Source organism: Glycocaulis sp., assembly GCF_051859565.1.
In the GTDB taxonomy this organism is placed as follows: Bacteria; Pseudomonadota; Alphaproteobacteria; order Caulobacterales; family Maricaulaceae; genus Glycocaulis.
The window spans coordinates 512,399-531,335 of the sequence record NZ_JBHYFK010000001.1; the positions used below are offsets into that span (position 1 = coordinate 512,399).

At 63.8% G+C, this 18,937-nt stretch carries 19 protein-coding genes; 12 read left to right on the forward strand and 7 right to left on the reverse strand.

The annotated features are described in order from the left end of the window. Positions 1–37: 37 nt before the first annotated feature. From pstC to phoB, 5 genes are read left to right on the forward strand one after another with little or no spacing between them, the layout of a single operon-like run. Positions 38–1,741 carry a phosphate ABC transporter permease subunit PstC gene (pstC, locus tag ACTIGC_RS02480; protein ID WP_439632906.1) on the forward strand — a complete coding sequence of 568 codons (1,704 nt, stop codon included), beginning with the start codon at positions 38–40 and terminating at the stop codon, positions 1,739–1,741. Then, the gene (gene pstA, locus ACTIGC_RS02485) at positions 1,734–3,473 is read left to right on the forward strand and encodes a phosphate ABC transporter permease PstA (RefSeq protein ID WP_439632907.1); all 1,740 of its coding nucleotides are present in this window, start codon (positions 1,734–1,736) and stop codon (positions 3,471–3,473) included. The genes pstC and pstA overlap by 8 nt, the downstream gene beginning before the upstream one ends. Before the next feature lies 1 nt (position 3,474). Beyond that, positions 3,475–4,296, forward strand: a complete 822-nt coding sequence (pstB, locus tag ACTIGC_RS02490) for a phosphate ABC transporter ATP-binding protein PstB (protein ID WP_439632908.1) — start codon at positions 3,475–3,477, stop codon at positions 4,294–4,296. A 53-nt stretch (positions 4,297–4,349) separates the two neighbouring features. Then, entirely contained in the window at positions 4,350–5,066 is a 717-nt protein-coding gene (gene phoU, locus ACTIGC_RS02495) for a phosphate signaling complex protein PhoU (RefSeq protein WP_439632909.1), read from the forward strand. 11 nt (positions 5,067–5,077) lie between these two features. After that, positions 5,078–5,764, forward strand: a complete 687-nt coding sequence (gene phoB, locus ACTIGC_RS02500; protein WP_127565441.1) for a phosphate regulon transcriptional regulator PhoB — start codon at positions 5,078–5,080, stop codon at positions 5,762–5,764. 55 nt (positions 5,765–5,819) lie between these two features. Here the strand turns inward: phoB and ACTIGC_RS02505 are convergent, their stop codons facing one another. Then, on the reverse strand, positions 5,820–6,377 hold the full coding sequence (locus ACTIGC_RS02505) for a GcrA family cell cycle regulator (RefSeq protein ID WP_127565442.1): 558 nt from the start codon (positions 6,375–6,377) through the stop codon (positions 5,820–5,822). 243 nt (positions 6,378–6,620) lie between these two features. On the opposite strand from ACTIGC_RS02505, the gene ACTIGC_RS02510 reads away from it, so the two are divergent. Genes ACTIGC_RS02510 through ACTIGC_RS02520 form a run of 3 tightly spaced genes read left to right on the forward strand, consistent with a single transcriptional unit; the run spans position 6,621 to position 9,665 of the window. After that, positions 6,621–7,466, forward strand: coding sequence for an ABC transporter permease (locus tag ACTIGC_RS02510; protein ID WP_439632910.1), 846 nt, complete (start codon positions 6,621–6,623; stop codon positions 7,464–7,466). Positions 7,467–7,490: 24 nt separating this feature from the next. Further along, a complete protein-coding gene (locus ACTIGC_RS02515) occupies positions 7,491–8,675 on the forward strand; it encodes an aspartate aminotransferase family protein (RefSeq protein ID WP_439632911.1) in 1,185 nt (394 codons plus the stop codon). Between the two features lie 21 nt (positions 8,676–8,696). Next, entirely contained in the window at positions 8,697–9,665 is a 969-nt protein-coding gene (locus ACTIGC_RS02520) for an Hsp33 family molecular chaperone (protein ID WP_439632912.1), read from the forward strand. Between the two features lie 2 nt (positions 9,666–9,667). Here the strand turns inward: ACTIGC_RS02520 and ACTIGC_RS02525 are convergent, their stop codons facing one another. Further along, complete coding sequence (locus tag ACTIGC_RS02525; RefSeq protein WP_439632913.1) at positions 9,668–10,171, reverse strand: MarR family winged helix-turn-helix transcriptional regulator; 504 nt, start codon at positions 10,169–10,171, stop codon at positions 9,668–9,670. A 100-nt stretch (positions 10,172–10,271) separates the two neighbouring features. Between ACTIGC_RS02525 and ACTIGC_RS02530 the strand changes: the two genes are divergently transcribed. Continuing rightward, a complete protein-coding gene (locus ACTIGC_RS02530; RefSeq protein ID WP_439632914.1) occupies positions 10,272–10,496 on the forward strand; it encodes a DUF4287 domain-containing protein in 225 nt (74 codons plus the stop codon). Continuing rightward, complete coding sequence (locus ACTIGC_RS02535) at positions 10,493–10,897, forward strand: DoxX family protein (RefSeq protein ID WP_439632915.1); 405 nt, start codon at positions 10,493–10,495, stop codon at positions 10,895–10,897. Before ACTIGC_RS02530 ends, ACTIGC_RS02535 begins: the two co-directional genes overlap by 4 nt. A gap of 12 nt (positions 10,898–10,909) precedes the next feature. On the opposite strand, the gene ACTIGC_RS02540 is transcribed toward ACTIGC_RS02535, so the two are convergent. Together ACTIGC_RS02540 and apaG are read right to left on the reverse strand one after the other, a co-directional pair. Continuing rightward, on the reverse strand, positions 10,910–12,364 hold the full coding sequence (locus ACTIGC_RS02540) for a TrkH family potassium uptake protein (RefSeq protein WP_439632916.1): 1,455 nt from the start codon (positions 12,362–12,364) through the stop codon (positions 10,910–10,912). Between the two features lie 24 nt (positions 12,365–12,388). Next, positions 12,389–12,817: a Co2+/Mg2+ efflux protein ApaG gene (gene apaG / locus ACTIGC_RS02545; protein WP_439632917.1), complete on the reverse strand. Its 429-nt coding sequence runs from the start codon at positions 12,815–12,817 to the stop codon at positions 12,389–12,391. Positions 12,818–12,935: 118 nt separating this feature from the next. On the opposite strand from apaG, the gene ACTIGC_RS02550 reads away from it, so the two are divergent. Next, positions 12,936–13,937, forward strand: coding sequence for a 2'-deoxycytidine 5'-triphosphate deaminase (locus tag ACTIGC_RS02550; RefSeq protein ID WP_439632918.1), 1,002 nt, complete (start codon positions 12,936–12,938; stop codon positions 13,935–13,937). Positions 13,938–13,943: 6 nt separating this feature from the next. Here ACTIGC_RS02550 and ACTIGC_RS02555 read toward each other — a convergent pair whose 3' ends face one another. Further along, positions 13,944–14,894: a radical SAM protein gene (locus ACTIGC_RS02555; RefSeq protein ID WP_439632919.1), complete on the reverse strand. Its 951-nt coding sequence runs from the start codon at positions 14,892–14,894 to the stop codon at positions 13,944–13,946. A 153-nt stretch (positions 14,895–15,047) separates the two neighbouring features. Here ACTIGC_RS02555 and ACTIGC_RS02560 point away from each other — a divergent pair, with 153 nt between their 5' ends. After that, a complete protein-coding gene (locus ACTIGC_RS02560) occupies positions 15,048–15,284 on the forward strand; it encodes a hypothetical protein (protein ID WP_127565450.1) in 237 nt (78 codons plus the stop codon). 3 nt (positions 15,285–15,287) lie between these two features. Here the strand turns inward: ACTIGC_RS02560 and cydC are convergent, their stop codons facing one another. Together cydC and cydD are read right to left on the reverse strand one after the other, a co-directional pair. Then, a complete protein-coding gene (cydC, locus tag ACTIGC_RS02565; protein ID WP_439632920.1) occupies positions 15,288–17,021 on the reverse strand; it encodes a thiol reductant ABC exporter subunit CydC in 1,734 nt (577 codons plus the stop codon). Next, a complete protein-coding gene (gene cydD / locus ACTIGC_RS02570) occupies positions 17,018–18,703 on the reverse strand; it encodes a thiol reductant ABC exporter subunit CydD (protein ID WP_439632921.1) in 1,686 nt (561 codons plus the stop codon). The genes cydC and cydD overlap by 4 nt, the downstream gene beginning before the upstream one ends. Positions 18,704–18,937: the final 234 nt, after the last annotated feature.

An 18,937-nucleotide genomic window follows, 5' to 3' on the forward strand; every position in this document is an offset into this window, starting at 1 on the left:
GCGGGTCAAGCAAACCATTCGCCGGACGAGGTTACAGATGCAATTGTCCCTTATCACGGCACTCGCGCTGCTTGTGCTCACGGCTGTCGGTTTCCTTGCCGGCCGCAGCCGTGCGCTCGCGCTTGCCGATAAGGACAGCGGGCGGCTTCACTCGCTGCCCGGCTATCACGGCTATTATGTTGCCATCTGGGCCGGGCTTCCCGGCTTTGCGTTTCTGGCCTTGTACGCCCTCGCTGGCACAATGATCGTGAACACGATCGTGCTGGGTCAGATGGAGCGTGCCGCAAAGCCGCTGCAGGTCCGGTATGAACAGGCGCTCACTGCCGATGAGGTCTGGCCGGTGGCGGATCGCGAGATCGCCCGGCTCGAGGGCGAGATCGCGGCGCTTCGCGGCGAAGCCGAACAGGTCATTGCAGCCGAAGGCGTACAGTCGGATGCGGTAACGGCCTTGCGCGGGCGTCAGGATGAGCTGCAGTTCGCCCAGGACGATGCCCGCTTCACGCGCGATGCCCGCGCGGACGTGATCGCCAGTGAAATTCTGCAGGCTGTGCCAGAAGCTGGCGACCATGCGCTGGCCCGTGCCGGGTTTGAGTTTGGCCGGCTGCCGGTTCAGGAGCGCGAGGTGTTTCTGGCCGATGCCCGTGCGCTGGCCTTCGGCGATGGCCTCTCCAGCCGTGACACAGCCGAGCTGCGCGCCACCGCCGATGCGCTGGGCCCGGTTCATTCCGCTATTGCATGGGGTGCAAGCCTTGGCGCGCTGGGGCTCGCTCTGGCCGGGCTGGCGCTGGCCCGCACGCATCTGGCACCGCGTTTTCGCGCGCGTAACCGCGTCGAGTGGGTTATCTCGGCTGCGCTGGCGCTGGCCTCCCTGATTGCGATCCTGACGACGCTGGGCATTGTCTTTTCGCTCCTGTTTGAAAGCCTGCGCTTCTTTGCGGCCATCGACTGGCGGGTGTTCGACTTCCTGTTCGGTACCCAATGGAGTCCGCAGACGGCGATCCGGCCCGGCCAGATCGGCCAGTCCGGCTCGTTCGGCGCGGTGCCGCTATTTGCCGGTACGGCCCTTATCACGCTGATTGCGATGATGGTGGCGGCGCCGGTAGGGCTTTTTGCCGCCATCTATCTGTCGGAATACGCTGACAGCCGGGTGCGGGCCTGGGCAAAGCCGGCGCTTGAAATTCTCGCAGGCGTGCCGACGGTCGTTTACGGCTTCTTCGCCCTGCTGACGGTTGGCCCGCTCTTGCGCGATTTTGCGCTCTTCCTGGGCTATGAAGACGCCGTAACCCAGAGCGCGCTATCGGCCGGTCTCGTGATGGGCGTGATGATTATCCCGTTCGTGTCCTCGCTGTCGGACGATGTCATCAATGCGGTGCCGCAATCGCTGCGTGATGGCGCCTATGCGATGGGGGCGACCAAGTCGGAGACCATCCGCCACGTCGTCTTCCCCGCAGCTTTGCCCGGCATTGTCGGCGCGTTGCTGCTGGCGGTGTCACGCGCGGTGGGCGAGACCATGATCGTCGTGATGGCGGCCGGTCAGGCGGCCAATCTCACGGCCAATCCGCTGGAGTCCGTGACCACAATCACCGTTCAGATTGTCACGCTGCTGACCGGCGACCAGGAGTTCAACAGCCCCAAGACGCTCTCCGCCTTCGCGCTGGGTCTGGTCCTGTTCGTGCTCACCTTGATCCTCAACATCATCGCGCTGCGCGTGGTGCAGAGCTATCGGGAAAAATATGACTGACGCGCCCCGCCAAGCGATAGCGGATGCGGTCCGCCAGCGCCTCGCGCGCCGCCACCGTGCGGAGGGCCGTTTCCGGGCCTTCGGTATTGGTGCCATTGCGCTTGCCATCATTTTTCTGGGCGTGCTGCTGGGCACGATCATGCTGCAGGCAGGCGGTGCTTTCACCAATTATGTCATCACCTTGCCGGTCACGTTGGAGCGTGAGGTTGCCGATCCGCGCGGTGACATGACCGAGGCATCCCTGCGGCGGGGTAGCTATAACCAGCTTCTCCAGCGCAGCTTGCAGTCTGAATTTCCTGCTGCCTCGTCGCGCGCGGATCTGCGTGAGCTGTTCGGGCTCTATAGCGGCTTGAATGCAGCCTCGGTCATGCGCCGCGTGATTGCCGATCCTTCGCTGGTCGGCACGACAATCCGCGTCACCATGCCGGCCAATCACGAGATAGACCTCTATCTGAAGGGCATTACCGTCGACGAGCACATCTCGACGGGCAGTGGCTCGATCCGGGCTGATGCCGTGTCGGGCGACGTCACCCTGTCATCGGATACACCCGCCTTCGCCAATGCCATTGCGCGCATCCGCCAGCAGGCCGCCTCTGAGCGCGACGCGCTTCTGGACCGTGCTGTCCGCCTGGAAGCCGGCGCAGCAGGCGCCGAGAGCCGTGATGCCCGTGAAGCCGGGCTGGCGGCGGCGCGCCGGGCGCGCGATGAAGCGGAACGCTTTGAAGCGGTAATTGATCCTGAAACGCGTATCACGCTCGGTCCGCGTACGGCGAGCCTGCTGATCCGCCTCAATGGCGGTGTGGTCGCCGTCTCCGCGCTGACACCCGATGGCCGCGAAGCCGAGGGCCGGGTCTTGCTGCCTCTGGATACCGCCAGCGCGTCCGCAGACTGGAGCGAGTGGGTGATTGAAACCCCGGCGGCTGGCCGGCGCATCACCGACCAGCAGGCCGTCTATGCCCGCGCGCTTGAAGAGCGCGGCATGGTAGAGCGCCGCTTCAACACCAATCTGTTTCTCAACGCCGACAGCCGCGAGCCCGAGCTCGCCGGCGTGATGGGCGCGTTCATCGGCTCAATCCTGACCATGCTGGTCACCATGCTGCTGGCCGTGCCGATTGGTGTCGGTACAGCGATTTATCTGGAAGAATTCGCGCCGAAGAACCGCCTGACCGGCTTTATCGAGGTCAATATCAACAATCTGGCCGCGGTGCCGTCGATCGTGTTCGGCCTTCTGGGGTTGGCCGTGTTCATCAACACGTTCGGCATGCCGCGCTCCGCGCCTCTGGTTGGCGGCTTCGTGCTGGCGCTGATGACCTTGCCGACAGTGATCATTTCTTCGCGCGCGGCGCTGCGTGCGGTTCCGCCCTCCATCCGCGAGGCGGCGCTGGGCATCGGTGCCTCGCGCACCCAGGCGGTGTTCCAGCACGTCCTGCCGCTGGCCATGCCCGGCATACTGACCGGCTCGATCATCGGTCTGGCTCAGGCGCTGGGCGAGACGGCGCCGCTATTGATGATCGGCATGGTGGCCTTTGTCGCAGATGCGCCGTCGCTGGGCCTGTCAGGCCTGACCCAGCCTTCTACCGTGATGCCGGTGCAGGTCTTCCTGTGGTCGGGCGCGTCCGAACGCGCCTTCGAGATGCGGACGGCGGCTGCCATTCTGGTGCTGCTGACGCTGATGATAATTTTCAACGCGGCTGCAATCATCCTGCGCCGCCGTTTCGAACGGAGATGGTGAGATGGCAGATTCTACTGCCCCCACGCAGGCCGGCAAGACGGTCTATCACGCCGCCGAGAGCAGCCATCCTGTGAAGGTTGCAGCTTCCGGCGTAGAGGTGTTCTACGCCGACAAGCAGGCGCTGCACGGCATAAACTTGGACATCCAGGACCGCTCGGTCACGGCGTTTATCGGCCCGTCTGGCTGTGGCAAGTCCACCTTCCTGCGCTGCATCAACCGGATGAATGACACGATCGATACCGCGCGTGTCTTCGGCTCCATCCGTATCGATGGCGAGGAAATCAATGACCGCGCCGTCGACCCGGTCCTGTTGCGCGCGCGCGTCGGCATGGTGTTCCAGAAGCCCAACCCGTTTCCCAAGAGCATCTTTGACAATGTGGCCTATGGCCCGCGCATTCATGGCCTCGCCTCCGGCAAGGATGAGCTGGAAGCCATAGTGGAGACCTCGCTGAAAAAGGCGGGCCTGTGGGACGAGGTGGCTGACCGCCTCGACCAGCCGGGCAATTCGCTGTCCGGCGGCCAGCAGCAGCGTCTCGTCATCGCGCGCGCCATTGCCGTGAACCCGGAAGTCATCCTGATGGACGAGCCCTGCTCGGCGCTGGATCCTATCGCGACCGCGCGCATTGAAGAGCTGATCGACGAGCTGCGCGAGAATTACTGCCTCATCATCGTGACCCACTCCATGGCCCAGGCCGCGCGGGTGTCACAGATGACCGCCTTCTTCCATCTGGGGCACCTCGTGGAGTACGGCCCGACAGAAGAGATCTTTACCAACCCGCGTGACCGCCGCACGCAGGACTACATTACCGGCCGCTTCGGATAAGCGGCTGGCCGCCTGACCAGGGAGCGCTTTTGCTCCGCAAAAAGGTAACCGCCATGAATAGCCCGGCACAGCAGGGTCATCACATCGTCAAGGCTTTCTCCGAGGAGCTGGAACAGCTTTCGGCCTCTGTTGCCACCATGGGTGGCCTCGCCGAGAGCATGATCTCCGATGCGATTGACGCCATCATCACCCGCGACAGCGATCTCGCGCTGGAAGTCGTTGAACGCGACAAGCGCATTGACGCCCTTCAGCACGATGTAGACCGCCAGATCATCCGGCTGCTGGCGCTGCGCCAGCCGCTGGCCTGGGATTTGCGCGTCTGTATCGCGGCGCTGAAAATCTCGGCGGATCTGGAGCGGGTCGGCGACCTGGCCAAGAACATCGCCCGGCGCACGCGCGCGCTCAACGAGGCAGAACCGCTGGCGCTCACGAAGTCCGTCGAGCGCATGGGCCGTCTGGTCCAGCGTCACCTTCATGAAGTGCTGGACGCCTATGTCAGTGGCGAGATTGCCGGCGCTGTCGGGGTCTGGGAGCGCGACGATGATGTGGACGAGCACTATAATGCGCTCTTCCGCGAGCTTCTGACCTGCATGGCTGGCGACCCCCAGCTTATCGGGCCGGGTACGCATCTTCTGTTCATTGCCAAGAATCTCGAGCGGGTGGGCGACCACGCCACCAACATCGCCGAGCTGGTTCACTATGCCGTCACGGGCAGCGAGCTTACGGCCGAACGGCCCAAGGGCACGCCGCTTGAAAGCGGCGCTAGCTAGGGAACACTGCCATGCAACCGCATGTTCTGGTCGTTGAGGATGAAGATGCGCTGGCCGAGCTGCTCCAGTACAATCTGAAAAAGGAAGGCTTCCGCGTGACGGTTGCGGCCGATGGCGAGGAGGCAATGATCCTGGTGGAGGAGCGCCAGCCCGACATCATCCTGCTGGACTGGATGCTGCCGCGCGTGTCGGGCATCGAGGTATGCCGCCGCCTGCGCGGACGTCAGGAAACCCGCAATATCCCGATCATCATGCTGACGGCGCGCGGCGAGGAAGCAGACCGTATCCGCGGGCTCGATACCGGCGCCGACGACTACATCATCAAGCCGTTCCTGATGAACGAGCTATTTGCCCGTGTCCGCGCCATATTGCGCCGTATCCGTCCGGGCCTTGCCGACGACAAGGTGGTGGTTGGCGAGATCACGATCGACCGGGTGGCCCACCGCGTCTCCCGCGCCGGGCGTGACATCCATCTGGGTCCGACCGAGTTCCGCCTGCTGGATTATTTCATGCAGCATCCGGGGCGCGTATTCTCGCGCGAGCAATTGCTCGATGCGGTGTGGGGCTCGGATGTCTATGTCGAGGCGCGTACCGTCGATGTGCATGTGGGCCGGTTGCGCAAGGCGCTCAATGACGGCCATGAGGTCGACCCTATCCGCACGGTGCGCTCAGCGGGTTACGCGCTGAACGCGGAATAGAAAAAAGCCCCGGTGACATCACCGGGGCTTTTCTTTCGAGCGCGTGCTTGCGTTCCTAGAAATTGGCTCTGCGGCCCGACGCCAGGCTGTCCAGCACCGCGCGCGCATCCTCGGACGGCTTGCGCTTGCGCTTGGCCTGGGGCTGGTAGGCCATCTGGGAGTGGGCTTCGCAATAGGCCTGACCGGGCGTGGTCTTGTGGCCGCAGAAGCGGAAAGATGCATCGGCCGGGTCGCCGACAGGCCATTTGCACATGCCTTCGCGCAAGGTGAGCACGGTGGCGTAGTCGCCAGACGGCAGCACGTGCGGTTCCACAGGGACGGGGGCGGGTGCCGGAGCGCGGACAATGGCCGGCTCGCTGCCATTGGCGGTTTTGGGCTTCGCGCCAGCCGTCGACGGGGTTGCTGCCGTGCGCGGCCTCGGAGCCAGCTTGGGCGTTGCAACGCGCCGCGTGGGACGTGACGGTGCGGCCCGGCCCGAAAGGCCAAGCCGGTGGACCTTGCCGATAACGGCATTGCGGGTTACCCCGCCGAGCTGTTTGGCGATCTGGCTCGCGCTCAGACCGTCAGCCCACAGTTTCTTCAGGGTTTCCACCCGTTCATCAGTCCATGCCATGGCGGTGCGCTCCTCGCCTTATACGCTTCGATATTGGACCCCAAGGTCTTGGTAGCGGTTTTCCTGCTACACCCTACATCTTGGGGTCAGACACGAAATACAGTATCGGCAGGTGACAGCAGCACAAGATGCGGCGCTGATTCGGACGTGGAAAACTTCCGCCTTGCGCACTCGCATCGCGCCGCCGGACCGTGCTAGAGGACGTGCAACTATCCGTCAGAACGAGGCGAAAAGGGTCCGGTCATGCCAGACACGTCCAGCCAGAGCGATGCCGTGAAGGCCAGCCTCGCCGGGGCCGTGCCGCCGCAGCCGCGCGTGATGGGCGCGGTAAACTGGCTGGGCCTGTGGACACTCTACAAGAAGGAAGTGCGCCGCTTTCTGAAGGTCAGCTTCCAGACGGTTGCAGCCCCTGTCGCCACGACCCTGCTCTACATGATGGTGTTTTCGCTGGCCATCGGCGTCACGCGCGAGGCGCCCGGCGGCTTTCCCTTCGTCGTCTTTCTCGGGCCGGGCCTTATCATGATGGGGCTGTTGAACAACGCGTTTGCCAACTCGTCCTCATCGCTGATCGTCGCGAAGGTGCAAGGTAATACGGTCGATTTCCTGATGCCGCCTTTGTCCGCCGGCGAGCTGGCGGCCGCCTTCATTGGCGGGGCCATCACCCGCGGGGTTCTGGTGGCTGCGGCCTCTGCCGCCGTGATTATTCCCTTCGCCTCGCTTCCCGTTGCCCATTTCTGGGCGATTGCATTCTTTGGTGTTGGCGCGGCGGCCATGCTGGGCATGGCGGGCGTGATTGCCGGGGTGTGGGCGGAGAAGTTCGATCACCTTGCGGTCATCACCAATTTCATCATCATGCCGCTGACCTTCCTGTCGGGCACGTTCTACTCGATCTCGATACTGCCCGAGCCTTTCCAGACCATCAGCCATTTCAACCCGTTCTTCTATCTGATTGACGGCTTCCGCTATGGCTTCATCGGCTATGCCGACGGCAATATCGCCATTGGCGTTGCTGTAACGCTTGTCATGAATGCCGTGCTGGTTGTTGCCTGCTACGGCGTTCTGCGTTCCGGCTGGCGGCTGAGAACCTGATTTTCTTTACCGGAGATACCCGACATGCCCACACCGCTTTTTGACACCTATGCCCCGCCCTCGCAGATATTCGAGCGCGGTGAAGGCGTCTTTCTGATCGAGCGCAGCGGCGACAAATATCTCGATTTCATCTCCGGCATTGCGGTGAATGCGCTGGGCCATGCCCACCCCAAGGCCGTGGCTGCCCTGAAAGCCCAGGCCGACAAGCTCTGGCATACCTCCAACATGTTCACCGTGCCGGGACAGCACGAGCTGGCGGCGAAATACTGCCAGAACAGCTTTGCCGACCGGGTCTTCTTCACCAATTCCGGCACCGAGGCGATCGAGTGCGCAATCAAGACCGCGCGCCACTATCATTTCGTCAATGGCCGGCCGGACCGCTACCGCATCATCACCTTCACCGGCGCCTTTCATGGCCGCACCTATGGCGGCATCAATGCGGGCGGCAATCCGGCCTATCTGGAAGGCTTCGGCCCGCGCATGGAGGGGTTTGACTCCGTTCCCTTCGGCGATCACGACGCCGTAAAAGCCGCCATCACCGAAGAAACGGCCGCCATCCTCGTCGAGCCCGTACAGGGCGAGGGCGGCGTACGCGCTTTGCCGGATGTGTGCCTGCGGGGTTTGCGCCAGCTTTGCGATGAGCACAGGCTGTTGCTGATCTATGACGAGGTGCAGTGCGGGGCCGGGCGCACCGGCAAGCTCTGGGCGCATGAATGGGCGGGCAGCGCCGCGCCGGACATCATGGCGGTCGCCAAGGGGGTCGGCGGCGGCTTCCCGATGGGGGCCTGCCTTACGACCGAGGCGGCAGGCGCGCACATGGTCGTCGGCACGCATGGCTCCACCTTTGGCGGCAATCCGCTGGCCATGGCCGTCGGCAATGTCGTCTATGACGAGCTGACCGCGCCGGGCTTCCTGGAGCACGTGGTGGACATGTCCAATTTCCTGCACCAGCAGCTGCATGGGCTGGCGGATACGCATTCAGCCAAGGTTGAAGAGGTGCGCGGCAAGGGGCTTCTGGTGGGTCTGAAACTGAAGACCGGCTATGTGAACAAGACACTGGCAAAGCATGCGCGCGATAACCATCTGCTGATCGGAGCGGCCGGAGACAATGTGGCCCGTATGGCCCCGCCGCTGATCATTGAAGAAGCTCACGCCCGTCAGGCGGTAGAGGCGCTGGATAAGGCCCTCACTGCGCTTGAACAGGGCTGACACCGCACAGCAAGGCTAACCATGGACGAGAACAAGGGTGTATCTGGCCCGGACACGCTGGGTCAGGACGATGACGTAGTAGCCGCATTCCAGCTGGATGCCCGGCCCGTTTCGGGCCGCGTGGTGCGGCTCGGTCCAGTCATTGACGAAATCCTCTCGGCGCATGACCTGCCCGTGCCGGTGGCGGCGCTGCTGGGTGAAGCCGTCCTGCTGGCCGTGCTGATCGGGGATTCCCTCAAATTTCAAGGCCGCCTCATCGTGCAGGCCAGCGGTGCCAACACCAATCCCGGCGGTCTGGGCGGTGAAGGCGCTGTCAGCTTCGTGGTCGCGGACTATGCCGTAGGTGAGGGCGTGCGCGGCTTTGCCCGCTATGATGCAGGCCGCGTGGCGGCGCTGCAGGCCGAGCACGGCCCGCGCCCCGGCGCCGAGCGCCTGCTGGGTTCGGGTGCCTTTGCGATGACGATTGACCAGGGTTCGGACATGGACCGCTATCAGGGCGTGGTCGCGCTGGATGGTCCTTCGCTGGCGGCCTGCGCAGAACACTATTTTGCGCAGTCCGAGCAGGTGCCCACCCGCATCCGTCTGGCCGTTGGTCAGGAAATGCTCCCCGGCGGAGACATGCGCTGGCGTGCGGGCGGGGCGATCCTGCAGCGCATTGCCGGTGACGATGCGCGCGGCCATGATGCCCATGCCTTTGCCGATGCGCAGGTTCTGTTTGATACCGTGGAAGACGATGAACTGCTCGATCCTGGCGTCTCCTCCGGCCGGCTGCTTTACCGGCTCTTCCATGAGGATGGCGTGCGCCTGCAGCCTGGCAAACCGGTTGTGAAACGCTGTACGTGCGAGCGTGAGCGGCTGGCGCGCATCCTTGCCGGTTTCCCGCCCGAAGACCGTGATGAGATGGTGAAGGACGGCGCCGTTGTGATGACGTGCGAGTATTGCAATCGCGACTGGCGCTTCACCGAGGCCGAGATCGGCGCCGCGGGCTAGGCTCAGCGTGCTTCAACACTAGCAGCCAGTTCCTTCAACAGGCTGGCCAGCTGTTCACGCTTGTCCGGCGGCAGCGCGCTCAACAATTCTGCTTCAAGCGCCATGTCTTCAGCGAAGGCGGCTTCCACTTTACGCGCGCCTGCGCTGGTCAGGCATACCAGCAGGCTGCGCCGGTCTTCCTGTGATGGCCGCCTTTCTATCAGCCCGGCTTTCTCCAGCCGGGCCAGGCGGTGGGTCAGCCCGCCTGAGGTGATCATCAAGGTGCGGTAAAGCTCGGTCGGGGTGAGCGTATAAGGCGGGCCGCTGCGGCGCAGTGTCGAAATGACATCGAACTCGCCGCGCTCCAGCCCATGCCGCTCGAACACCGCGCAGATTCCGTCTGATGTTTTCGCCGCGATACGGTTGATCCGGCCGAGCACCGCCATTGGCCCGGTGTCGATCTGCGGCAGTTCGCGCCGCCACGCCTCCTGGAAGGCAGCCACATCGTCCATCGTCGTCTCCGTCATCTGGAAGAATGTATCTTGACACAAAGATATCTTCCATGAAGTGTCTTGATGCCAAGATAACCTGCGTTCTCCCGCGCCGGTCAAACCGCAAGGAAGCCAAATGTCATTTCAGGGCTATCTCGACTCGATTCAGGTGAAAACCGGAATGGGTCCAGGCGATTTCCGCGCCCGTGCCGAAGCGGAAGGTTACACCAAGGAGGGCGTGTTGCAGGTCAAGGCAGGCGAAATCGTCCGTTGGCTGTCGGACGCGTACGGCCTCGGCCACGGCCACGCCATGGCGATCTACGCATTGCTGAAAGGCACGCGCAAGGAGGGTGATCAATGACCGGATTTCTTGCGTCCAGGGGTCCACGCTGGCTGGCAGGCGTGCCGCTGACCGGGCTTGTTGCCCTGTTCCTGATCTTCGACACCACGATCAAGCTGATCGAGCTCCCGGTGGTCGGTGAAACGATGGAAGCGCTTAGCTGGTCTGCTGACAAGGCGGTCCTTCTCGGTGTGCTTCTGCTCGCCGGGACGGTGCTTTACCTGATCTCGCGCACGGCTGTGCTGGGCGCGGTTGTGCTGACGGCCTATCTGGGCGGCGCGGTCGCTACCCATGCGCGTATCGACAGCCCGCTATGGTCGCATATCCTTTTCGGCGTTTATCTCGGTGTGATGATGTGGGGCGGGCTTGTGCTGCGCCGGCCGGGATTGTTGCAGGTCTTCGTTCGGAAATGGGAGGGCTGACCTGCTGCCCTGTCACCCGCGCCAGAAGGCCGGCGTGAACAGGGCCAGCATGGTCAACACCTCCAGCCGTCCCACCAGCATGGTGAAGCTCATCACCCATTTGGCGGCGTCCGGCAAAGGCTGGAATGTGCCCGCCGGGCCGATAATGTCGCCAAGGCCGGGGCCGACATTGGCTATTGTCGTGGCCGCGCCCGACAGCGCCGTCACCGGGTCCAGCCCGATCAGCGACAACAGGACCGCCGATACGGCAAACGCGCCGAAGAACAGGAACACAAAGCCCAGAACCGAGCGGACCGTCGCTTCGGGCACCGGCTTGCCGTCGTAATGGACGGAGCGCACCGCGCGCGGGCGGGCATAGCGATGCAGATAGGTCAGCATGGCCGAGGCCGCGATCTGGTGGCGGAACACCTTGATCGAGCAGGTGCTTGAGCCTGCGCATCCGCCTGCGAACATCAGGATGAAGAAGACCATGACCGGCATCGTTCCCCACCCGGCGAAGTCGGCGCTGCCATAGCCGGTGCCGGTCATCACCGACACGGCGTTGACGGCGGCGGCGCGCCAGGCGGGTAGCTCGCCAGTGTCCACATCATTGACCAGCAATAGCAGTGTCAGGCCTGCGCACGCGATGAGGACAACGGCCAGAAAGGCGCGCACCTGCGGGTCGGTGAGGATCCGGTCCGGCCGCCCCTGCAACGCGCGCAGAAACACCAGAAAAGGCAGGGCCGAGAGCAGCATGAAGACCAGTGCCACAAGGTCCGCCCCTTCATGGGCCCAGGCGCCTATCGAATTGTCGTGGGTGGAAAACCCGCCCGTCGCCACCGTTGTCATGGCGTGGGCCGCAGCATCGAACGCGTTCATCCCGGCAAAGCCGTAGGCGATGAAGCAGGCAAAGCTCAGCACCAGATAGATCAGACCGACAGCGCCCGCGATCTCGCCCGCGCGCGGCAGGGCCTTGTCCACCTTGTCAGAGCTTTCCAGCCGGAAGAGCTGCATGCCGCCAATGCCCAGTACGGGCCAGATAGCCATCGCCGTGACGATGATCCCGATCCCGCCTATCCATTGCAGTATGGCGCGCCAGATCAACACGCCTGCGGGCAGATCCTGCAAGCCGGTCAGCACCGTCGCGCCGGTTGTGGTGATGCCGGAGACGGACTCAAAGATGGCGTCGGTCCAGCTCATGCCGATACCGGCCAGATGCAGCGGGATAGCGGCGGCCAGACCCAGCACAATCCACGAGCCGGACGTGACCAGGATCGCGCCTCTGGCATCAAGGTCGAACCCGTCGCCGCGGCCCATCAGCGTCATGATGCCGCCGGTAAATCCGCACAGCACCGCCGAGCCGAAAAAGGCATGGGCAGATTCCGCATCGACATGGAGATCGATAATGGCGGGCACCAGCATGGCACCGCCCAGAGCCGCCAGAAGCACGCCCAGAATGAAGATCACGGTGCGGGTATAGATGCTCACGCGGCACCCTTTCGGCGCGCCAGCCTAATGCAGCGTGGCCGGCATGAAGGGGCTGTCGAGCGCAAAGGAGGGAATGGCGGCATTGAATACGGCTCCGTCCGCCCGGCGCATTTCATACTGGCCGCTCATGAAACCCGACGGCGTGGGCAGGGGCGCGCCCGATGTATAGCGGAAGCACTCTCCCGGGGCGATAACCGGCTTTTCCCCGATCACGCCTTCGCCCTTGACCACGCGGGTGCGGCCCTTGGCATCGGTTATCCGCCATTCACGCGTCATCAGCTGCACCGGCGCGCTGCCCGAATTTTCAATCTCTACAGTGTAGGACCAGATATAGCGGTTCTCGTCCGGCTCGGATTCTGTTTCCAGATAATCCGGCTCGACACGGATGATAACGCCTTCGGTCTCCAGCATATACATGGCGGTATGAAACTCCTCTGCCACAGGATGAGACACGTCTTGGTGCTGCTGCTCAAGAGGTTTCGCGCAGGTATGCCTGCCAGTGCCATTGCAAACCCTGCCGCCATGCGGAACGGTGCGCCCTCTATCCCTCTTTGTGATTCGCGTCTTTCCCATGTCCAAGCCCGGTATCCTGACCGATCTCGACCTAGCTGCTTTGGTCTCCTCCGGAGCCATTGCCGCGCCGGGCATAGAGGATGGCCAGATACAGCCTGCAAGCCTTGATCTGCGCCTTGGAACAAGGGCTTACCGCCTGCGGGCGAGCTTCCTGCCCGGCCCCGGCCGGACCGTGGATGACTGTCTTGCCTCCGGCCTTGTCATGCACGAGATCGAGCTGACGGGCGGGGCGGTGCTGGAGACGGGCTGCGTCTATCTTGTCCCCCTGATGGAAAGCCTCTCACTTCCGGGCGATTTGAACGCGGCGATGAACCCGAAAAGCTCCACCGGCCGGCTGGATGTCTTTACCCGTGTCATCGGGAATAATTCAGCCGCGTTCGACCAGCTTCCCGCCGGCTATTCCGGCCCGCTCTGGGTGGAAATAAGCCCTCGCACCTTCTCCATCCTTGCCCGTCCGGGCGACCGTCTGGTGCAGGTGCGGCTGCGCCGGGGCGCGCTCAAAGCCGGGCTTTCCCAGGTGCTTAGCGTCGATCTGCAGGCGGCAGGCAACACGCCTGTCGGCTGGCGGGCCAAGCGCCACAGCCCGCTGGTGGATTTAAGCCGGATTGGCGCGCATGCGGCGCTCGATTTCTGGGAACCGCTATTCGCACCACGTGGACAGATCGTGCTCGATCCGGGCGAGTTCTACATACTGGCTTCCCGCGAAGCGGTGGAGATACCGCTCGAAGACGCTGCCGAGATGGCGCCCATTGCGCCGGAAATAGGGGAGTTCCGCGCCCACTATGCCGGGTTTTTCGATCCCGGTTTCGGCCTTGGCGCACCGGCAAAAGCGGTGCTGGAGGTAAGGGGGCGCGACGTGCCCTTCATCCTGGAACATGGTCAGGCCGTGGCCCGCCTCGTCCATGAGCCGATGGCGGGAAAAATCGGTTCGGCCTATGGCGCGAACGGCTCCAACTATCAGGGTCAGGGCCTGAAACTCGGCAAGCATTTCAAGGCTTAAGGCGCCCTAGGCCGAGCAGCTCGCTCCGCCGAGCACGCAGAATTGCGCGCAGAATTTATGGTTCAATTTCACCGGTTTCAGGCTCTCTGTGAGGGTCGCGGCCAGCTCAAATTGCGGGTCATAGGGCAGGAGGGTGCAGGCGACGACAGCTGGCTTTTGCGCCCCCCGGCGCTTGATGATCATCCGGCTGGACGCGCACATGATATCGGCCGGATTTTTATTGAGGATGCCCCAGCAATCGACGGTGATTTCCGGCGGTGATCCGGCCGGGTCCATCTCCGGGAAGATCACCATCTCAGCCGGATTGGCCGCATCGATATCCCACCCGTGCGCCGCGATCAGGGCGGCATAGCCTGCGCGTGCCTCTGCCATGATTTCATCGGTCATCTGCCGGCCTGCCAACGCGAGCAAAAAACCGTTGGTGCTGAGCCAGTTAATACCCTCAAGCGTCGCGGCAAAGCCACCTTCTCCGCGCTCTGCATCATGCACGTCTGATGTGTAGTGATCGAGGCTGATGCGAAGGGTTATCTGCCCCGGATAGCGGGCCTGCAAATCCAGCAATCCGGCCTGCACGCGCGGGCGCATCATCGGGCGCATGGCATTGGTGAGGATGAGGACGCGGTGGCCGCGTTTCAGCGCCGCTTCGGCAAGCCCCGCCATCTGGGGATTGAGGAAGGGTTCTCCGCCGGTAAAGCCGATCTCGATGGGCCCCGGGACCAGCGCGTCCACCTCGTCCAGATAGGGCTCCAGCTCGTCCGGGCTGATATAGACAAGCCGGTCATTATCCGGCGAGCTTTCGATATAGCAGTGGGTGCAGGCGATGTTGCATAAAGTGCCGGTCAGCACCCAGAGCGTCTGCAATCTGTCAAACGCCACGCTCGCACGGGTTTCGCCCTTCGCGGTGATGTCCGGATCGGTGAAGGGCGCAGGGCTGGGAGCGGCAAGCGTCTGGGTCATAAGGCTTTCTACGCAGCTTGGCGGGTCGGCGGATCAGCGCGGGACGCTAGCAGGGCGGCCGGGCCAAGGCAAAGCGCATCACCTCGCAAAGCTTTCACTCCCCATTCAGCCGCGATCCGGCTAGGGTGGAGAGACAAACAGGGGGAGGCCCTCATGGGTGGTCTGTTCAGATTTATCGGGGATGTTTTCAAGCCTATCCTGACCATTGTGGTCACGATTTTCCTTGGCGCCTTCCTGCTCGCGGTGTTCTGGCCGGCGGCGGATGCGTGGATAATCGGCCAGGTGCCGGCATGGGAGCGGATGTCTCCGGCCATATTGCAGGTGCGCGAATGGCTGGGCATTCACCAGCCCGAACCCGATCCCTGGTGGATGTTCTGGCGCAATGACTGACGCCTAAAGCCGCTTTGCAAACAGGCGGTTGAAGGCTCCGTCTTCAGCCGTCAGCGCGTCCACGCTGCCGGTCTGCACGATGCGGGCATGCTCCATCACCAGCACCTCGCGCGCCCGCGCCAGCAAGGCCGGGCGGTGGGTGACGATGAGGACAGAGCGGCGAGGGTCTGCATCCAGCCAGGCATCAAGCGCGTCGAGGAATTCGGCCTCTGTCCGGCTGTCCAGCCCTTCGGTCGGCTCATCAAGCAGCATGACGGGCGCATCCCGCAGGAAGGCGCGGGCAAGCGCGATGCGCCTTGCCTGTCCGCCGGATACGAGCCGCCCCTCCTCGCCAATCCAGGTCAGCAATCCATCGGGCAGAGCGCGCACGAAATCGGCCGCTCTAGCCTGCTCAAGCGCTTGCCAGAGCTGGGCTTCTGTCGCGTCGGGCCGGGCTAGCAGAAGGTTTGCCCGCACCGTGGTGGACAGCAGATCTGCCCGCTGGTCAACGAGGGACAGACGCTGCCTTGTCCGCGTAGGGCCAAGGACGGAGAGATCAGTCCCGCCGAGACGAATATCCCCGCTATCCGGAGCATAAAAGCCCATCAGCAAACGGATAATACTGGACTTTCCAGACCCTGAAGCCCCCACAAGGGCTACCCGCCCGCCTTCGGGCAGGGTGAAGCTGACATCTTGCAGGGCGGGGCGGGACTGGCCGCCGGGATAGGTAAATCCGACCGAGCTGAACACCACATCATGGCCATCGGGCAGGGGGAGAGGCGCTTGCGGCTCTTCCATTGCCGGGCGCAGATCATCTAGCGCTTTCAGTCGCTTGGCGGCAGAGAGCGTGCGGCCATACTGCTCCCCGGCGAGGACAAGCGGGGCGGCCGCCTCGAACAATCCGAAGGCAATAAACCCGGCCAATGCAGCCAAAGGCGGCGATGCACCCGCTGCCGCCGCACTGAGGAAACCGGCCACAAAGCTGGCGGGACCCGCAAAGGCGAGTACGGCCGTATTCATCAGCGCCAGTCCGGCAAGCTGGCGCTGGCCGGAGATCCAGCTATCGCTCGCCGCATCAAGGCGCGAAAGCGCCGCGGTTTCAGCGCCATAGGCCTTAAGCTCGGCCATGCCGGCGATCAGGTCAGCGGCTTCGGAGCGGGTATCGGAGGCAGACTGGGTGACGTTTTCTCCGGCGGATTGGCCAAGTTTTGCCGCGAGGAGAGGCAGGCCCAGACCTGACAGGATAAAAAGCCCGATCACGGGCAATATCGCCGCCGGGGCCGTGAATGCGAGGATAAGCACCACTGCCAGCGCGCCAAAAAGCGCGGATAGCGCCGGGGTTACCAGCCGAAGGTAGAGCCCGTCGAGCGCATCGACATCGCCGGTCACGCGCGACAGCAGATCGCCTGCGCGCAAGCCGCCCAGCCCTGCCGGGACTAGCGGTGCGGCCCGGTCAAACACCCACAGGCGCAGGCGCGCCAGGATGCGGAAAGTGGCCTCGTGCGTGGCCAGCCGCTCGGCATATCTCCCGAGGGTACGCGCCATGGCAAATCCGCGCACACCGCCCGATGCAAAAAGATAGTTGAAACTGCGCCCCAGCCCCGCCGCACCGGCGATAGCGGCTGCGGTTATGAACCAGCCCGACAGGGACAAAAGCCCGATTCCGGCCAGCAGTGTGAGGATGGCGAGCACAGCGCCTGCACGCAGCCACCAGCGGTCAGGCCGGGCAAGGGCAAGGAAAAAGGCGAGCGTTTTCATGGCGCTCCGCCTTCCTGGAGATTAGCAATCTCGAACACCTCGTCGGCAATCGCGCGCACGGCCGGGCTGTGGGTAGCGATGAGAATTGTCCGCCCATTTTTGTTGGAGAGAAGCGCTTCAAGAAAGCGGGCCTCGGCCTCGCCATCAAGATGGGCGGTCGGCTCGTCCATGAGGACAAGTTTCATGTCACGGGCCAGCGCCCGTGCGAGAGCTACCCTTTGTATCTGCCCGCCAGACAAGCCAAATCCGCGTTCGCCAAGGGGCGTGTCGAGGCCGTCCGACAGGTGGATAAGGAAGCCGGCAACGCCGGCCTCTGCCACCGCGCGCTCAATCATCTCTGCCGGGATAGTATCGTCATGCAGGGTGATGTTATCCCGCAAGCTCCCGTGAAACAGGCGCGGGTTCTGGCCAATCCAGCCTGCGCGTCCGGCGAGCGGAGCCTCCATCGCCTCGCCGTCTATCCGCACCTCGCCGGAGGCTAAAGGCGCAAAACCCATCAGGATTTTGAGGAGCGTCGACTTGCCGGAGCCCGACGGCCCCCACAAAACGCTGACCCTTCCCGCCGGAATGGAAAGCGTGACGGGATTCAACCCCTTGCGGCCACCTTCGTACACGCATGAGACGCCCGATAGGTCCAGAGAGGGTGAGGTATGGAAAGGGGCGGTCGGTACTATGGAAACACCCGATTTCGGGTATTCCAGCAGGGGTTTTATAGTACCGGCGGCAGCTTCGGCGTCGGCGCGGTCATGATAGGCGGCGGATAAACGCCGCAGCGGCATGTAAAATTCCGGTGCCAGGATAAGGACGAACAGCCCCTCGCGCAGGGTGACAGTTTCGCCCGCATCGAAGGGTAGCTCCCCCAGCAGGGAGAAGCCGACATAGACCGCGATGGCCGCGACCGAGAGGGCCGCGAAAAATTCCAGAATGGCCGAGGAGAGGAAGGCGAGCCGGAGCACTTTCATTGTGCGCTGGCGGAAATCTTCCGATGCGGCGGCGAGACCCTCCCGCTCGCGCGGGGCGGCGTTGAACGCGTTCAGCAAAGCGAGAGATTGCAGCCGGTCATTGAAGCGCCCGGCGAGGCGGGCGAGCACCGCGATCTGGTCCTTGCTGGCCGCTGCCGCCGCGCCGCCGACAATCGCCATGAAAAGCGGCAGCAGGGGTGCGGTGATGATGAACAGCATCCCCACCACCCAGCTCTGGGTGAAGGCGGCGGCGACCATCAGGATCGGCGCGCCTGCGATGACCGGCATGAGCGGGCGGTAGCGCCCGAAATAGCCTTCCAGCTTCTCCACCGCGTCGGTGAGGGCAGAGCCGGCAGCGCCCGTCTCCAGCCGCTCGGTGAAGGCGGGGCCCTTGGCGGCGAGCGCGCGGGCGGCCTCAGCCCTGACATGGGCCTTCACCCGCGCGGCCGCCTCAAAGCCTGCGCGCGTCTCCAAGGCTTGAGCGCCCGCACGCACGAGAGCAAACAGGGCAGCGACAAGCGCAGGGATAAGAAAATCCTCGCCATTGACGAGGCTCGCTATCGCGCTGGCGGCAAAGCCGGCAAAACCGATAAAGAGGCCGTACTGCGCAATGCCGCACGCGCTCGCCAGCATGGACGGCCCGCGCCCGGCCTTCCCCCATGCGGAGAGAAGGCCGCCCAGCGCACGCCGGTCTTCAGGGGAAAGGGCAGGATTGCTCATCGGCCTCGTTAAAAGCGCATATCGGTGGCCCGCGCCCTGCGGCGCAGCGTCTCAGGGGCCTTTGTCTAACGCAGGGCGCGCGAATTGCCAGAGGGGGGTGAGAGGTTGGGGGGGAGTGGGCCGTCATCACCTGGCCGAAGCCGCCATCCCGCCTCTCTTTTTTGCATATCGTATTAACACAGTGGCACGGACGCGCGAAGCGCGGGAATGGTTGGGCAGGCGGGACAGGCGGGG

What these genes read in the sequence shown, in the direction of transcription:
- ACTIGC_RS02520 (WP_439632912.1), top strand. Translation starts at nt 8,697, where the DNA reads ATGGACGAGAACAAGGGTGTATCTGGCCCGGACACGCTGGGTCAGGAC.
- ACTIGC_RS02505 (WP_127565442.1), bottom strand. Translation starts at nt 6,377, where the DNA reads ATGGCATGGACTGATGAACGGGTGGAAACCCTGAAGAAACTGTGGGCT.
- ACTIGC_RS02510 (WP_439632910.1), top strand. Translation starts at nt 6,621, where the DNA reads ATGCCAGACACGTCCAGCCAGAGCGATGCCGTGAAGGCCAGCCTCGCC.
- ACTIGC_RS02525 (WP_439632913.1), bottom strand. Translation starts at nt 10,171, where the DNA reads ATGACGGAGACGACGATGGACGATGTGGCTGCCTTCCAGGAGGCGTGG.
- phoB (WP_127565441.1), top strand. Translation starts at nt 5,078, where the DNA reads ATGCAACCGCATGTTCTGGTCGTTGAGGATGAAGATGCGCTGGCCGAG.
- pstB (WP_439632908.1), top strand. Translation starts at nt 3,475, where the DNA reads ATGGCAGATTCTACTGCCCCCACGCAGGCCGGCAAGACGGTCTATCAC.
- pstA (WP_439632907.1), top strand. Translation starts at nt 1,734, where the DNA reads ATGACTGACGCGCCCCGCCAAGCGATAGCGGATGCGGTCCGCCAGCGC.
- phoU (WP_439632909.1), top strand. Translation starts at nt 4,350, where the DNA reads ATGAATAGCCCGGCACAGCAGGGTCATCACATCGTCAAGGCTTTCTCC.
- ACTIGC_RS02535 (WP_439632915.1), top strand. Translation starts at nt 10,493, where the DNA reads ATGACCGGATTTCTTGCGTCCAGGGGTCCACGCTGGCTGGCAGGCGTG.
- ACTIGC_RS02550 (WP_439632918.1), top strand. Translation starts at nt 12,936, where the DNA reads ATGTCCAAGCCCGGTATCCTGACCGATCTCGACCTAGCTGCTTTGGTC.
- cydD (WP_439632921.1), bottom strand. Translation starts at nt 18,703, where the DNA reads ATGAGCAATCCTGCCCTTTCCCCTGAAGACCGGCGTGCGCTGGGCGGC.
- ACTIGC_RS02560 (WP_127565450.1), top strand. Translation starts at nt 15,048, where the DNA reads ATGGGTGGTCTGTTCAGATTTATCGGGGATGTTTTCAAGCCTATCCTG.
- ACTIGC_RS02555 (WP_439632919.1), bottom strand. Translation starts at nt 14,894, where the DNA reads ATGACCCAGACGCTTGCCGCTCCCAGCCCTGCGCCCTTCACCGATCCG.
- pstC (WP_439632906.1), top strand. Translation starts at nt 38, where the DNA reads ATGCAATTGTCCCTTATCACGGCACTCGCGCTGCTTGTGCTCACGGCT.
- cydC (WP_439632920.1), bottom strand. Translation starts at nt 17,021, where the DNA reads ATGAAAACGCTCGCCTTTTTCCTTGCCCTTGCCCGGCCTGACCGCTGG.
- ACTIGC_RS02515 (WP_439632911.1), top strand. Translation starts at nt 7,491, where the DNA reads ATGCCCACACCGCTTTTTGACACCTATGCCCCGCCCTCGCAGATATTC.
- ACTIGC_RS02530 (WP_439632914.1), top strand. Translation starts at nt 10,272, where the DNA reads ATGTCATTTCAGGGCTATCTCGACTCGATTCAGGTGAAAACCGGAATG.